Source organism: Streptomyces africanus (genome assembly GCF_002150735.1).
Taxonomy (GTDB): Bacteria; Actinomycetota; Actinomycetes; order Streptomycetales; family Streptomycetaceae; genus Streptomyces; species Streptomyces africanus.
In genome coordinates, this window is sequence record NZ_MUKA01000080.1 from 1 (window position 1) to 13,347 (window position 13,347).

The following is a 13,347-nucleotide window of genomic DNA, read 5'->3' on the forward strand; positions in this document are numbered from 1 at the left end:
AAGCTCTTCGGCGTGCTGTTCCAGGACGGCGCGCTGTTCGGCTCGATGAACCTGTACGACAACATCGCCTTCCCGCTGCGCGAGCACACCCGTAAGTCCGAGAGCGAGATCCGGCGCATCGTGCTGGAGAAGATGGACATGGTCGGTCTGATCGGGGCGGAAGGGAAGCTGCCCGGTGAGATCTCCGGCGGGATGCGGAAGCGGGCCGGGCTGGCCCGGGCCCTCGTCCTCGACCCCGAGATCATCCTCTTCGACGAGCCCGACTCGGGCCTCGACCCGGTCCGCGTCGCCTACCTCAACCAGCTCATCGTCGACCTCAACGCCCAGATCGACGCGACCTTCCTGATCGTCACGCACGACATCGCCTCGGCCCGCCAGGTGCCGGACAACATCGGGCTGCTGTTCCGCCGCGAGCTGGTGATGTTCGGGCCGCGCGAGGAGCTGCTGGCCAGCGACGAGCCCGTCGTACGGCAGTTCCTGAACGGCCGGATGCAGGGCCCGATCGGCATGGCGGAGGAGAAGGACGCGGCGCAGGTCGAGCAGGAGCTCGCGCAGATCGACGACAGCGCGCACGTCCAGGAGCTGACTCCCCGCCTGCTGCCGGGAGCAGGCATCACCCGGCCGCCCCGCTGGCAGGCGATCGCACGGCGCGAAGCCCAGCTCCACCACAAGGAGGTGGCCGGCGCATGAGCCTGTCACCGGTCGGGGCGCTGCGGCACTCGGGCAGCCTCTTCGCGATGGCGCTGGACGTCGTCCGGACGATCCCCCGACGGCCCTTCCAGGCGCGGGAGTTCATCCAGCAGACCTGGTTCGTCGCGAGCGTCACGATCCTGCCGACGGCCCTGGTCTCCATCCCGTTCGGGGCGGTCATCGCGCTCCAGATCGGCAGTCTGACCCGGCAACTCGGCGCCCAGTCCTTCTCCGGGGCCGCCTCCGTGCTCGCCGTGCTGCGCGAGGCCTCGCCGATCGTCACCGCGCTGCTGATCGCGGGCGCCGGCGGGACGGCGATCTGCGCCGACCTCGGGGCCCGGAAGATCCGCGACGAGATCGACGCGATGCAGGTGCTCGGCATCGACCCCATCCACCGGCTGGTCGTCCCCCGCGTGCTGGCGTCGATGCTGGTGGCGGTGCTGCTCAACGGCCTGGTGTCGGTGGTCGGCGTGGCGGGCGGCTACTTCTTCAACGTCGTCCTCCAGAACGGCACCCCGGGCGCCTACCTGGCCTCCTTCACCACGCTCGCCCAGCTCTCCGACCTCTGGGCGGCCGAGGTCAAGGCACTCGTCTTCGGCGCGATCGCCGGGATCGTCGCCTCCTACAAGGGGCTGACCGCGAAGGGCGGACCCAAGGGCGTGGGCGACGCCGTGAACCAGTCGGTGGTGATCACCTTCATGTTGCTGTTCGTGACCAACTTCGTGATGACCGCCGTGTACTTCCAAGTCGTTCCCCAGAGGGGCTGAGGCATGGCGCTGTTGAAAGGCCTGGAGGAGCTGGGCGCCCAAATCTCCTTCTACGGGCGCTCGCTGGCGTGGACCGGCCGCACCCTTCGCCGCTACAAGAAGGAGATCCTGCGGCTGCTCGCCGAGGTGAGCTTCGGCCGGGGCGCGCTCGCCGTCGTGGGCGGCACCGTCGGCGTCATCGCCTTCCTGTCGTTCTTCACCGGCACGGAAGTGGGGTTGCAGGGGTACGCCGCGCTCAACCAGCTCGGCACCTCCAACTTCGTGGCGTTCCTCTCGGCGTACTTCAACACCCGTGAGATCGCTCCGCTGGTGGCCGGGCTAGCGCTCTCCGCGACCGTCGGCGCCGGGTTCACCGCCCAGCTCGGCGCGATGCGGATCAGCGAGGAGACCGACGCGCTGGAGGTCATGGGCGTGCCCTCGCTGCCGTTCCTCGTGACGACGCGGATGATCGCCGGGTTCGTGGCCGTCGTCCCGCTGTACGTGATCGGCCTGCTGTCCTCGTATCTGGCCGCCCGCACCATCACCACCGGCTACTACGGGCAGTCGGCCGGCACCTACGACCACTACTTCCAGCAGTACCTGCCCCCGGCCGACGTGCTCTGGTCCTTCGGCAAGGTGCTGGTCTTCGCCGTTCTGATCATCCTGGTGCACTGCTTCTACGGCTACTACGCGAGCGGCGGCCCGGCGGGCGTCGGCGTCGCGGTGGGCCGTGCGGTGCGGACCTCGATCGTGGCGATCAACGTCCTGGACTTCTTCCTGTCGCTGGCGATCTGGGGCGCCAGCACGACCGTACGGATCGCGGGGTGAGCCGCCGTATGAGGGTGCTGAGACTGCGGTTGTACGGCGTCGTCTTCATCGCCGTGCTCGCGTTGCTGCTGTCCCTGTCCGTCGCCGTCTACCGGCAGGCGTTCACGCCGGTCGTGCGGATCACGCTGGAGGCCGACAGCCTCGGCAACCAGCTCGATCCGCGGGCCGACGTCAAGCTGCGCGGGCTGCTGGTCGGCGAGGTGCGCGAGGTGCGGGCCGACGGGACGAAGGCGACGCTCGACATCGCGCTGAATCCGGAGCACGTCGCCCGGATCCCATCCGACGTGCACGCGCGTCTGCTGCCCAAGACGCTGTTCGGCGAGAAGTACGTCGACCTGGTCACGCCGCGCGGCTCATCGAGCCGCCCCATTCGCGCCGGGGACGTCATCACCCAGGACCGCACCCGCGTCGGCATCGAGGTCCAGCAGCTGATGAACGACCTGCTGCCGCTGCTGCGGACCGTGCAGCCCGGCAAGCTCAACGCCACGCTCTCCGCGTTCGCCACCGCCCTGGAGGGACGCGGCGACCGGATCGGCGACAACCTCACGCGAGTGGAGGCCTACCTGCGCCGCCTCAATCCGCACCTGCCGTCCCTGAAAGAGGACATCGCACGCTTCGCCGACGTCGCCGAGGTCTACGGCGACGCCGCGCCCGACCTGATGGAGATCCTGCGCAACACCGTCACCACCAGCCGCACGATCGTCGAGCAGAAGGACCGGCTGGCGGCTGCGCTGAAGACCACGGCGACCGTCGCGGGCACCGGCGAGGACTTCCTCGACGCCAACGGCGACCGGCTGATCACCCTCGGCCAGGTCTCCCGCCCCACGCTGGAGCTGTTCGCCCGCTACTCCCCGCAGTACCCCTGCCTGCTGGCCGGTCTGGTCCGGCAGGAGAAGGCGTCCGAGGAGGCCTTCCGGGGCGGAAAGATGCACATCACGCTGGAGGTCGTACGGGCGCAGGGTGCCTACGAACCGGGTGAGGAACCGCGCTACGGCGAGCGGTCCGGCCCCAACTGCCGTGACCTGCCGCACCCTCCGGTGCCGGCGCCCGGCGCCCACCTCGACGACGGTTCCAAGAAGCCGGGTACGGCCTCGGGCGGCCCGCTCGGCGTCTCCGCCACCCGGGCCGAGCAGCGGGCCGTCGGCTCGCTCATGGCGCCGGTGCTGGGCGTGCCCGCGGACGAGGTGCCGCCAGTCGCGACGCTGCTGTTCGGGCCGATGGCGCGCGGGACGGCGGTGAGCGTCGCATGAGCACCACAGGAGCCCGGCAGACCGCCGCCCCGCTGATCAAGTTCAGTCTCTTCGCGCTCGTGACGGTGCTGGCCACGGCCCTGCTCGCCGCCACCATCGTGAACATCTCCTTCACCCCCGAGCGCGAGTACCGCGCGGTCTTCAGCGACGTCACCGGGCTGGAGGAGGGCGACGACATCCGGGTGGCCGGAGTGCGGGTCGGCGAGGTCGAGGGCATCCGGATCAAGGACCGGACGCTGGCCGAGGTCACCTTCACGGTCAGCCAGGACCGGCCGCTGCTCACCAGCACGGGCGCCGTCATCCGCTACCGCAACCTGGTCGGGCAGCGCTACGTCGCGCTGACCGAGGGCGCCGGCGACGGCACCCGGCTGCGCCCCGGCGGCACGATCCCCCTCGCGCGCACCCAGCCCGCGCTCGACCTGAACGCGCTGCTGAACGGCTTCAAGCCGCTGTTCGCCGCGCTCAGCCCGAAGGACGTCAACCAGCTCGCCACCGAGATCATCAAGACCCTCCAGGGCGAGGGCGGCACCGTCAACAGCCTGCTGACGCACACGGCGTCGCTCACCACGACACTGGCAGGCCGCGACAAGCTGATCGGCTCGGTGATCGACAACCTCAACACCGTGCTGAAGACGCTCGACAAGCGCGGCGCCCGCTTCTCCGGACTGCTCAAGCAGCTGCGCCGGGTCATCTCGGGCCTGTCCGCCGACCGCAAGCCGATCGGGCAGTCCCTGGTGAGCATCGGCGATCTGACGGAGGCCACCTCGGGCCTGCTGAAGGACGCGCGCCCGCCGCTCAAGGACGACATCGGGGAGCTGACCGACCTCACCGGGACGCTGAACGACAACGAGAAGACCGTGGAGGGCGTGCTGAAGAGGCTGCCGAACAAGCTGGGCGAGCTGACGGGGACGGCGTCCTACGGCTCGTGGTTCAACTTCTACCTGTGCGACTTCGACGGCCGGATCGTGCTGCCGAAGACGAAGCAGGTGCTCACGCCCGAGATGCACGTGGCGAGGGCGAGGTGCGGGGCATGAGCCGCACGCGCCGCCCGGAGCCGCTGGTCAAGGTGCGGGTGGAACCACCGAAGCTGCCTCGCGTGCGACTGCCGGAGGTACGGCTCCTGCCGCGCCGCAAGCCGCGCCCGCAGCCGCTGATCAAGGTCCGTGTCGAGCCGCCGAAGCTGCCGAGGATACGGCTGCGCCGTCCGCACCTGGGCCCCTTCCGCGAGCGGAACCCCATCGTCATCGGCGCGGTGGGCCTCACCGTCCTCGCGCTGCTGACCGTGGCCGCGTTCAACGCCGACCGCCTGCCGGTGATCGGCGACGGCGAGACGTACAGCGCCGCCTTCGCGGAGGCGGGCGGCCTCAAGCCGGGCGACGAGGTGCGGATCGCCGGGGTCAAGGTCGGCAAGGTCGAGGGGGTCGACCTGGACGGCGACCACGTCAAGGTCACCTTCAAGATCAAGGACCGGTCCGGGTTCGGCACCGAGACCGGCGCGTCGATCCGGGTCAAGACGATCCTCGGCGCGAAGTACCTCGCCCTGCACCCCAAGGGGCGAGGCCAGTTGGAGCCCGGCAGCGAGATCCCGCTGAAGCGGACCGTCCCCGCGTACGACGTCGTGCAGGCGTTCAGCGATCTCACCACCACGACGGAGAAGGTCGACACCGACCGGCTGGCGAAGGCGCTGGACACCATCTCCACCACCTTCGAGGACTCACCGCAAGAGGTACGGGCCTCCCTCAAGGGCCTGTCGAAGATCTCCCGGACGGTGGCCTCGCGCGACAAGGCCCTCGGGGAGCTCCTCGACCACGCGAACGGCGTGACGGGCGTACTCGCCGACCGGTCGGGCGACTTCACCGCCCTGGTCGAGGACGGCGACAAGCTGTTCAAGGAGATCAGCAAGCGGCGGGCGGCGATCCACAAGCTGCTGAAGACCTCCGCCGCGCTCGGCATCCAGCTCTCCGGCCTGGTCCAGGACAACGAGAAGGAGATAGGGCCCGCGCTCAAGGGCCTCAACACCGTGGTGAAGATGCTCGAACGGAACCAAGCCGGCCTGGAGCGGAGCATCAAGCTCCTGGCCCCCTACGTGCGGGTCTTCACCAACACCCTCGGCAACGGCCGCTGGTTCGACTCCTACGTCCAGAACCTGGTCGCCGCCCCGGTGGTGCCGCGGACGCGGACGGGAGGCGCGCGATGAGCGACCGCTGGAAGAAGTGCGCGGCCCTGCTGACCGCCCTGGCCCTGATCGCCGCGCTCACCTACGTCCTGTGGCCGCGGACCGAGCTGGCCCGCGTCACGGCGTACTTCCCCCGCACCGTCGGCATCTACCCCGGCTCGGACGTCCGCGTGCTGGGCGTGCGGATCGGCCAGGTCAGGAAGATCACGCCGGAGGGCGGCCGGGTGCGGGTGGAGCTGGAGTACGACGCCGACCGCAAGGTCCCGGCGGACGCGCAAGCGGCGATCATCAACTCCTCGGTGGTCAGCGACCGTTACGTGCAGCTGCTGCCGGTGTACCGGAGCGGTCCGGTGCTGCGGGACGGGGACGAGATCCCCGAGTCGCGTACGGCCGTACCGGTCGAACTGGACCGCGTCTTCGACAGCCTGCACACCACGGCCGAGGCGCTCGGCCCCGAGGGCGCCAACAAGGACGGCGCCCTGTCACGGCTGCTCGGCGTCAGCGCCGACAATCTCGACGGCCAGGGGAAGAACCTCCACCGGACGGTCGCGGACCTCTCGGAGGCGGTCACGACTCTCTCCGACGGCCGCACGGACCTGTTCGGCACGGTCCGCAACCTCCAGGTGTTCACGGCGGCGCTGGCGGCCGACGACAAGAGCGTGCGGTCGTTCAACAGCAGCCTCGCCAAGGTCGCCGGGCAACTCGCGGGCGAGCGCAAGGACCTGGCGGCGGCGCTCAAGAACCTCGGCACGGCCCTCGGTGACGTGTCCGCCTTCGTGAAGAAGAACAAGAAGTCCCTGACCTCGAACGTGGAGGGCCTGAGCAAGGTGACCAAGGTGCTCGTCACCCAACGGGCGGCGCTGGAGGAGCTGCTGGAGGTCGCGCCGACGGGCATGTCGAACCTGAACAACGCCTACAACCCCGCCGCCGGCACCCTCGACACCCGCAACAACCCCGACCACCCGCAGGATCCGGCCTCCCTGCTGTGCTCGATCCTGAAGACGACAGGGGAGAAGACCGACTGCAAGGACCTGAGGGACCTCTTCGACTCCCTGCCCGAAGTGCCCGAAGTGCCCGAGGGCACCGCGGCCACCGGCACGGTCGACCGCACCCTCGGCGGAATCCTGGGGGCGCGCGCATGAGGCCACTGCGCAAGGGCGGGGCCGTCGCGTGGACGGCCGTCGGGACGCTGCTGCTGTCCGGCTGCGAGTTCAACGGCTGGTACGACGTCCCGCTCCCCGGCGGAGCCGCCGCCGACGGCCACGCCTACCACGTCACCGTCGAGTTCCGCGACGTCCTCGACCTGGTGCCGCAGTCGGCCGTCAAGGTCGACAACGTCACCGTCGGCGCGGTGGAGAAGGTGGAGCTGGCGGGCTGGCACGCGAGGGTCCGCCTGCGGGTCGCCGACTCGGTGAAGCTGCCCGCCAACGCCGTCGCCGGGCTGCGGCAGACCAGCATGCTCGGCGAGAAGTACGTGGCGCTGGCCGGGCCGCCGGACAGCACGCCGGTCGGCCGGCTCCGCGACGGTGATGTGATCCCCCTGTCCCGCAGCGGCCGCAACCCGGAGGTCGAGGAGGTGCTGTCCGCGCTGTCCGCCCTCCTCAACGGCGGCGGCGTCGCCCAGCTCAAGACGATCACCACGGAGCTGAACAAGGCCCTGGAGGGCCGGGAGAACCGGGTCAGGTCCCTGCTCAAGGAGCTCGACACCTTCATCGGCGGCCTGGACGACCAGCGCCGGGACATCGTCCGCGCGCTGAAGGCCGTGGACCGGCTGGCCAAACGGCTGGGCAAGGAGAAGACGACGATCGCCGACGCCGTCGACGCGATGCCGCCCGCCCTGAAGGTCCTGGCCGACCAGCGCCGCGACCTGACGAGGATGCTCACCGCCCTGTCCAAGCTGGGCAGGACCGGCACCAAGGTGGTCAACGCCTCCCACGACGACACGGTCGCCAACCTCAAGCGGCTGCGGCCGATCCTGCGGCAGCTCAACAAGGCGGGCAGCGACCTGCCCAACTCCCTGGAGCTGCTGACGACATACCCGTTCCCGCGCAACGTGGTGGACGCCATCAAGGGCGACTACGTCAATCTGCACATCACGGCGGACCTCGACCTGCCCGGGATCTACGGCAACCTGACGGACGAGCCGGGCGGCGGGAGCGGCGGGAACACTCACATACCGGAGCTTCCCGAGGCCCCGGACCTGCCGGACGTACCGGATCTCCCGGACGCACCGGATCTGCCGGACGTGCCGAAGCCCACCGCGCTGCCGAGCGGTCCGAGCGTGCCGTCGCGTCCGTCGGCACCCTCGGGCGATGACGACCCGCTGTGCCCGCCGGTGTGCACCGCCCGCTACGGCGCCGGCGGCCACCGCACCGGGGGCGACTGGCCCGAGGGGATCGACCTCGACCTCGCCGAGCTGATGCTGAAGGGGGTCCAGCCGTGATCACCCGTACGGTCAAGACGCAACTGATCGCCTTCGCCACCCTCACCGCCGTAGGAGTGTCGTACGTCGGCGCCGAATACACGGGCCTGGTGGACGAGGTCCTGGACCGCGGCTACACCGTGCGGGCCGACTTCGCCGACTCCGGGGGCGTCTTCCCGGGCGCCGAGGTCACCTACCGGGGGGTGCCGGTGGGCAAGGTCGGCGCACTGCGCCTGGCCGGCCAGGACGGCGTCTCGGTCGCGCTCGACATCGAGGACGGGGCGCCGCGCATTCCGGCGGACACGCTGGCGGTGGTGGCGAACCGTTCGGCGGTGGGTGAGCAGTACGTCGACCTCCAGCCCCGCACCTCCCGCGGCCCGTACCTGCTGAACGGCAGCACGATCCCGCGCGAGAGCACGCGGGTGCCGCTGTCGACGACGGACATGGTCCTCAGCCTGGACCGCCTGGTGAACTCGGTCGGCAAGGACGACCTGGGGGTCACGGTCGACGAGTTGGGTCAGGCGTTCGCCGGTACCGGCCCGGACCTGAGCCGCCTGGTGGACTCGGGCAACACCCTGGTCGAGTCGGCGTCCGAGGCGCTGCCGGAGACGACCGCCCTGATCGAGGACTCACGCAAGGTCCTCAAGACGCAGGCCGACCAGGGCTCGTCGATCAAGTCGTTCGCACGCGATCTGGCGACGCTCTCGGCCCAGTTGAAGGCAAGCGACGGGGACCTGCGCAAGCTGATCGGCAACGCGCGGCCGGCGGCCCAGGAGCTGAACTCGCTGCTGAAGTCGACCGGGCCGCAGCTGTCGGTCCTGCTGGCCAACCTGATCAGCGGCGGCCAGGTCACGCTGGCCCGACTCCCCGGCGTCGAGCAGGCCCTGGTCACCTTCCCGCTGATGGTCGCGGGCAGCTACACGGTCGTCCCGGGCGACGGCACCACCCACTTCGGCCTGGTGCTGAACGCCGACGACCCGCCGGCCTGCACCCAGGGGTACGGCACGGCCCGCCGCGACCCCGCGGACACCAGCACACGCGAGGCGAACACCGGCGCCCGCTGCACGCTCCCGCGCGGCAGCCAGTCGTCGGTACGGGGCGCGCAGAACGCCCCGGGTGCGTCGACCGCGGGCGGCGGAGCGAACCAGGCGGCGTATGTGACCCCGTACGACCCGGAGACCGGCACCACCACCGGCCCGGACGGAAACGACGTCGAGATCGGCTCGACGGGCGGCCAGCAGGCCGTGTTCGGAAAGGAGTCGTGGCAATGGCTGCTCGTTGGCCCCGTGGCATGAGGCCGGTGCGCCCCGGAGTGATGACGGCGGGACTCGTGGCGGCGACCGTCCTCACCACGGCACTGTCACTCTGGATGGCCTTCTGCCTCCACGAACAGCGCGAGGCGGACCAGCGACGCCAGGGCATCCTGGCCGCCGCCCGCCAGTCGGCGCTGAACTTCACCTCCCTCGACTACCGGCACTACGAGCGCGACAGCACGAACGTACTGGCCGGCGCGACCGGCGACTTCAAGAAGCAGTTCACCGCGCAGACGGACCAGTTGACGAAGCTGGTGGCCCGGAACAAGTCCGTGTCGGAAGGCCAGGTGCTGGAGGCGGGCATCGTCCGCTCCGACCCGGATTCGGCCCGTGTGCTGGTGGTCGCCGACAGCAAGGTGACCAACACCGCCGTGCCCGAGGGGGAGGCGCGCACGTACCGGCTCCAGCTCGACCTCGTGCACAAGGACGGCCGCTGGCTGACGTCCGACGTCGAGTTCGTCGGCTGACGTACGGCCCGATCCGCCGACCGACAAGCACCGGCAAGCACCGACGAGGAGCACGAGGAGTACCACCATGCCGAAGACGACCACCGGCCGCGCCCCCGGCACCCGCCGCACCATGACGGCGGCCGCCCGCGCGGCGGCGAAGCGAGCGGAGCGCGGCCATGGCGCAGCGGGCGCGGCGACGGCCGGCGGCGAGGGGTCCCCGCGCCGGGCCGAGCGGCCGTCCGCCGGACGCACCGTCCTCGTCGAGGCCCCGAAGGACGGCTGGGACGACCCGCCGGAGCCGTCGCCGGAGTCGTTCGACGAGGAGGGGCCGGCAGAGCGGAGCGAGCCCGGCCCCGGCGGCCGCCGGAGGCTGCTCACCCTGGTCCTGGCCGCGCTGCTCGTCGTCGGCCTGGTCGCGCTCGCCGCCCTGGGGTGGCAGTACCGCGACGACCGCCTGACGGAGAGCGCCCGGACCGAGGCGCTCGCGGCCGCGCGAGAGGCGGCCCCGGTCGTCCTGTCGTACGACTACCGCCACCTGGACAAGGACTTCGCCAGGGCCCGCGCCCACCTGACCGGCGACTTCCGCGACGAGTACGGCAAGACCACGAAGACCGTGGTCGCCCCGACGGCCGAGAAGTACCACGGCGTGGTGAAGGCCACGGTCGCCGCCCCCGGCTCCGGCGGCACCCCGGCCGCGTCCGTCGTCTCGGCCTCCCCCGACAAGGTCGTGGTCCTGCTCTTCGTCAACCAGGTCACCCAGAGCACCCAGGTGTCGGGGTCCCGCGTGGACCAGAACCGGGTGCGGATGACCATGGACCGCACGGGTGAGGGGTGGAAGGTGAGCGCGGTGGACGCGCTGTGATGATGTCCCGGGGGAGTTCGGATCACCCCGCTGCCGAGGCCAGTGACCGCTCCCGCACCCGCTCCAGATGCCGTCCGAACACCTCCCGTGCCTCCGGCGTCAGCGTCCGCAGCGCCACCAGCGCGGTGATGACGACATCGCACAGCTCCGCCTGCACGTCGTCCCACGTGTGCGTCACACCCTTGCGCGGGTTCTGCCCCGTCGCCCCGATCACCGCCTCCGAGACCTCGCCGACCTCCTCGGACAATTTCAGGATGCGCAACAGCACGCCCTCGCGGCCCTCGACCGGGCGGTGGGTGTCGAGCCACTCGGACAGGGTGTCGATGGTGGCCCACAGGTCGGGCACGGGCGGCGGCGTCTGGTCACTCATGGCGGCAGCCTGCCATGAGGGTCTGACAGTGCCCCCTGCCGCTGCTACTCCATGTACTCCTCTTCGAACAGCGACTCCTGCTCGCCCTCCTTCGCCTTCCGCAGCCGCCGATTGCGCGCCCCCACGACCAGCGCCGTCCCCGCCGCCGTCGCCGCGAACGCCGCCGGGATCATCCAGCCCCGGTTCACGGCGTGTCCGAGCGCGTGGTCCAGGGAGAGCCGGCCCGGGCCGGTGACGGCGAGGCCGGCGGCCGTCAGGCCCAGGGACGCCGCGTACTCGTAGCCGCCGCCCTGGTTGAAGAAGCCGTTCGGCGCGTGCACCGCCGCCGCGCCCGCCATCGCACCGGCCGCCGCGGCACCGGCCGCCGGTGTGGCCAGGCCCAGGGCGAGGAGGGTGCCGCCGCCGGTCTCGGCGAGGCCCGCGGCCGTCGCGCTCGCCTTGCCGGGGACGTAGCCGACGGACTCCATGAACTGGCCGGTCCCCTCGATGCCGTGCCCGCCGAACCAGCCGAACAGCTTCTGCGTGCCGTGCGCGGCCAGCACACCGCCCGTCCCCAGCCGGAGCAGCAGCAGGCCCAGATCACGTCGGTCGTAACGCCTCACGTCGTCTCCCGGAGCAGACAGCAGATACAGAACACTCCCCGTCGCGTTTCCACCGTCGCACCCCTGACACCCCCTGACACCCCCAGACACCCGCCGGACCCGCCCGGGACGCCGTTCGGGTGGCACCGGTGGCGTGGTCCGGTGGCCGGTACGAGGCTGACTGGCATGACGATTCAGACCACGCGTCTCAGCGACCCGGCCGTCCGCGCCTTCGTGACCGCCGTGAACAACCACGACCGCGAGGCCTTCATGGCGCTTCTCGCGCCGGGCGCGACCATGGCGGACGACGGCTCCGACCGCGACCTCGCCGACTGGATCGACCGGGAGATCTTCTCCTCCCACGGCCACCTGGAGGTCGACAACGAGTCCAACGGCGGTCGCGCCCTCATCGCCCGCTACAGCAACGACACGTGGGGCGAGATGCGCACACGGTGGAGCTTCACCGTGGACGACGACGGCAGGATCTCCCGCTTCGAGACCGGCCAGGCCTGAAAAAATCCCCTCCCGCCGGGGGCTTGTGTTCGCGTGCGCTCCAACTCCTAGCCTCCCGGTCATGGAAACCACACGGTCGCTCGGACGCAGCGGCATCGAAGTGAGCGCCCTCGGCTTCGGCTGCTGGGCGATCGGCGGCGAATGGCAGGACACGGACGGGCAGCCGCTCGGCTGGGGCAAGGTCGACGACGAGGAGTCGGTACGGGCGGTGCGGCGCGCCCTCGACCTGGGTGTCACCTTCTTCGACACCGCCGACACCTACGGCGCCGGACACAGCGAACGCGTGCTGGGCCGGGCCCTCGGCAAGCGCCGGGCCGAGACGGTCGTCGCCACCAAGTGGGGCAACGTGTTCGACGAGGACACCCGGACCCGCACCGGCGGCGACGCCTCCCCGGCCTACCTGCGCCGCGCCCTGACCGCGTCCCTGGACCGGCTCGGCACCGACTACGTCGATCTCTACCAGTTCCATCTCTCCGACGCGGACACCGAGCAGGCCGCCCTGCTCCGGGACGCGTGCGAGGAACTGGTCCGCGAGGGGCTGATACGGGCCTACGCCTGGAGCACCGACGACCCGGCACGCGCCGCCGTGTTCGCCGAGGGACCGCACTGCGCCGCCGTCCAGCACACGCTCAACGTCCTCCAGGACGCGCCCGCGATGATCCGGCTGTGCGAGGAGGCGGGCCTGGCGAGCATCAACCGCAGTCCGCTCGCCATGGGGCTCCTCACCGGCAAACGCCGGGCCCGGCAGCCGCTGGAGGCCGGTGACATCCGCAGCAGGCCCCCGGCCTGGCTCCAGGGTTTCGGTGACGGATCCGGCGCCGACCCGGAGTGGCTCGCCCGCATCGACGCCCTCAGGGACGTCCTCACCAGCGAGGGCCGCACGCTCGGCCAGGGCGCCCTGGCCTGGCTGTGGGCGCGCAGCCCGCGCACCATTCCCATCCCGGGCTTCCGTTCGGTCGCCCAGGCGGAGGAGAACGCGGGAGCGCTGGAGAAGGGGGCACTGACCGGCGCGCAGCTGGCCGAGGTCGACCGGCTGCTGGGGCGGTGACCGGCCGGCTGCTCGGGCGGTGACCGACCGGCGCCGGGCTGGGCGGTGTCCGGGCTCAAGCCGAGCAGCCCTGATCATTGCGGGACCTTGGGCGAGTCT

Annotated in this window: 15 protein-coding genes; 13 read left to right on the forward strand and 2 right to left on the reverse strand. The window is 71.1% G+C overall.

The window, feature by feature from the left end; translation table 11 throughout:
• The 11 genes from CCL05_RS12665 to CCL05_RS12715 all read left to right on the forward strand — a co-directional run.
• On the forward strand, positions 1-690 hold a 690-nt coding region (locus CCL05_RS12665), incomplete at its 5' end, for an ABC transporter ATP-binding protein (protein ID WP_086560610.1).
• The gene (locus CCL05_RS12670; protein WP_010036858.1) at positions 687-1,457 is read left to right on the forward strand and encodes an MlaE family ABC transporter permease; all 771 of its coding nucleotides are present in this window, start codon (positions 687-689) and stop codon (positions 1,455-1,457) included. The genes CCL05_RS12665 and CCL05_RS12670, both read left to right, overlap by 4 nt.
• A gap of 3 nt (positions 1,458-1,460) precedes the next feature.
• Positions 1,461-2,264 (forward strand): MlaE family ABC transporter permease, encoded by an 804-nt coding sequence (locus CCL05_RS12675; RefSeq protein WP_086560611.1) that lies wholly within the window; start codon positions 1,461-1,463, stop codon positions 2,262-2,264.
• Positions 2,265-2,272: 8 nt separating this feature from the next.
• On the forward strand, positions 2,273-3,514 hold the full coding sequence (locus tag CCL05_RS12680) for an MCE family protein (RefSeq protein ID WP_086560612.1): 1,242 nt from the start codon (positions 2,273-2,275) through the stop codon (positions 3,512-3,514).
• Positions 3,511-4,548: an MCE family protein gene (locus CCL05_RS12685; protein WP_086560613.1), complete on the forward strand. Its 1,038-nt coding sequence runs from the start codon at positions 3,511-3,513 to the stop codon at positions 4,546-4,548. The genes CCL05_RS12680 and CCL05_RS12685 overlap by 4 nt, the downstream gene beginning before the upstream one ends.
• Positions 4,545-5,711 carry an MCE family protein gene (locus CCL05_RS12690; RefSeq protein WP_425275911.1) on the forward strand — a complete coding sequence of 389 codons (1,167 nt, stop codon included), beginning with the start codon at positions 4,545-4,547 and terminating at the stop codon, positions 5,709-5,711. The genes CCL05_RS12685 and CCL05_RS12690 overlap by 4 nt, the downstream gene beginning before the upstream one ends.
• Complete coding sequence (locus CCL05_RS12695) at positions 5,708-6,832, forward strand: MCE family protein (RefSeq protein WP_086560614.1); 1,125 nt, start codon at positions 5,708-5,710, stop codon at positions 6,830-6,832. Before CCL05_RS12690 ends, CCL05_RS12695 begins: the two co-directional genes overlap by 4 nt.
• A complete protein-coding gene (locus CCL05_RS12700; protein ID WP_086560615.1) occupies positions 6,829-8,133 on the forward strand; it encodes an MCE family protein in 1,305 nt (434 codons plus the stop codon). Before CCL05_RS12695 ends, CCL05_RS12700 begins: the two co-directional genes overlap by 4 nt.
• Positions 8,130-9,407 (forward strand): MCE family protein, encoded by a 1,278-nt coding sequence (locus CCL05_RS12705; protein WP_086560616.1) that lies wholly within the window; start codon positions 8,130-8,132, stop codon positions 9,405-9,407. Before CCL05_RS12700 ends, CCL05_RS12705 begins: the two co-directional genes overlap by 4 nt.
• Complete coding sequence (locus CCL05_RS12710; RefSeq protein WP_244204256.1) at positions 9,404-9,892, forward strand: hypothetical protein; 489 nt, start codon at positions 9,404-9,406, stop codon at positions 9,890-9,892. The genes CCL05_RS12705 and CCL05_RS12710 overlap by 4 nt, the downstream gene beginning before the upstream one ends.
• Before the next feature lie 67 nt (positions 9,893-9,959).
• Positions 9,960-10,736 (forward strand): hypothetical protein, encoded by a 777-nt coding sequence (locus tag CCL05_RS12715; protein ID WP_086560618.1) that lies wholly within the window; start codon positions 9,960-9,962, stop codon positions 10,734-10,736.
• A gap of 22 nt (positions 10,737-10,758) precedes the next feature.
• On the opposite strand, the gene CCL05_RS12720 is transcribed toward CCL05_RS12715, so the two are convergent.
• Together CCL05_RS12720 and CCL05_RS12725 are read right to left on the reverse strand one after the other, a co-directional pair.
• Positions 10,759-11,106: a MazG-like family protein gene (locus tag CCL05_RS12720; protein WP_086560619.1), complete on the reverse strand. Its 348-nt coding sequence runs from the start codon at positions 11,104-11,106 to the stop codon at positions 10,759-10,761.
• A 44-nt stretch (positions 11,107-11,150) separates the two neighbouring features.
• Complete coding sequence (locus tag CCL05_RS12725; protein WP_086560620.1) at positions 11,151-11,708, reverse strand: DoxX family protein; 558 nt, start codon at positions 11,706-11,708, stop codon at positions 11,151-11,153.
• A gap of 165 nt (positions 11,709-11,873) precedes the next feature.
• Here CCL05_RS12725 and CCL05_RS12730 point away from each other — a divergent pair, with 165 nt between their 5' ends.
• The gene (locus tag CCL05_RS12730) at positions 11,874-12,200 is read left to right on the forward strand and encodes a hypothetical protein (protein WP_020269661.1); all 327 of its coding nucleotides are present in this window, start codon (positions 11,874-11,876) and stop codon (positions 12,198-12,200) included.
• A 61-nt stretch (positions 12,201-12,261) separates the two neighbouring features.
• A complete protein-coding gene (locus tag CCL05_RS12735) occupies positions 12,262-13,248 on the forward strand; it encodes an aldo/keto reductase (RefSeq protein ID WP_086560621.1) in 987 nt (328 codons plus the stop codon).
• The last annotated feature ends 99 nt before the right edge of the window (positions 13,249-13,347 follow it).

Excerpts from the sequence above, each read along its gene's own strand:
- CCL05_RS12730 (WP_020269661.1), top strand. The coding sequence starts at position 11,874 with ATGACGATTCAGACCACGCGTCTCAGCGACCCGGCCGTCCGCGCCTTC.
- CCL05_RS12710 (WP_244204256.1), top strand. The coding sequence starts at position 9,404 with ATGAGGCCGGTGCGCCCCGGAGTGATGACGGCGGGACTCGTGGCGGCG.
- CCL05_RS12670 (WP_010036858.1), top strand. The coding sequence starts at position 687 with ATGAGCCTGTCACCGGTCGGGGCGCTGCGGCACTCGGGCAGCCTCTTC.
- CCL05_RS12700 (WP_086560615.1), top strand. The coding sequence starts at position 6,829 with ATGAGGCCACTGCGCAAGGGCGGGGCCGTCGCGTGGACGGCCGTCGGG.
- CCL05_RS12720 (WP_086560619.1), bottom strand. The coding sequence starts at position 11,106 with ATGAGTGACCAGACGCCGCCGCCCGTGCCCGACCTGTGGGCCACCATC.
- CCL05_RS12715 (WP_086560618.1), top strand. The coding sequence starts at position 9,960 with ATGCCGAAGACGACCACCGGCCGCGCCCCCGGCACCCGCCGCACCATG.
- CCL05_RS12735 (WP_086560621.1), top strand. The coding sequence starts at position 12,262 with ATGGAAACCACACGGTCGCTCGGACGCAGCGGCATCGAAGTGAGCGCC.
- CCL05_RS12690 (WP_425275911.1), top strand. The coding sequence starts at position 4,545 with ATGAGCCGCACGCGCCGCCCGGAGCCGCTGGTCAAGGTGCGGGTGGAA.
- CCL05_RS12680 (WP_086560612.1), top strand. The coding sequence starts at position 2,273 with ATGAGGGTGCTGAGACTGCGGTTGTACGGCGTCGTCTTCATCGCCGTG.
- CCL05_RS12685 (WP_086560613.1), top strand. The coding sequence starts at position 3,511 with ATGAGCACCACAGGAGCCCGGCAGACCGCCGCCCCGCTGATCAAGTTC.
- CCL05_RS12695 (WP_086560614.1), top strand. The coding sequence starts at position 5,708 with ATGAGCGACCGCTGGAAGAAGTGCGCGGCCCTGCTGACCGCCCTGGCC.
- CCL05_RS12675 (WP_086560611.1), top strand. The coding sequence starts at position 1,461 with ATGGCGCTGTTGAAAGGCCTGGAGGAGCTGGGCGCCCAAATCTCCTTC.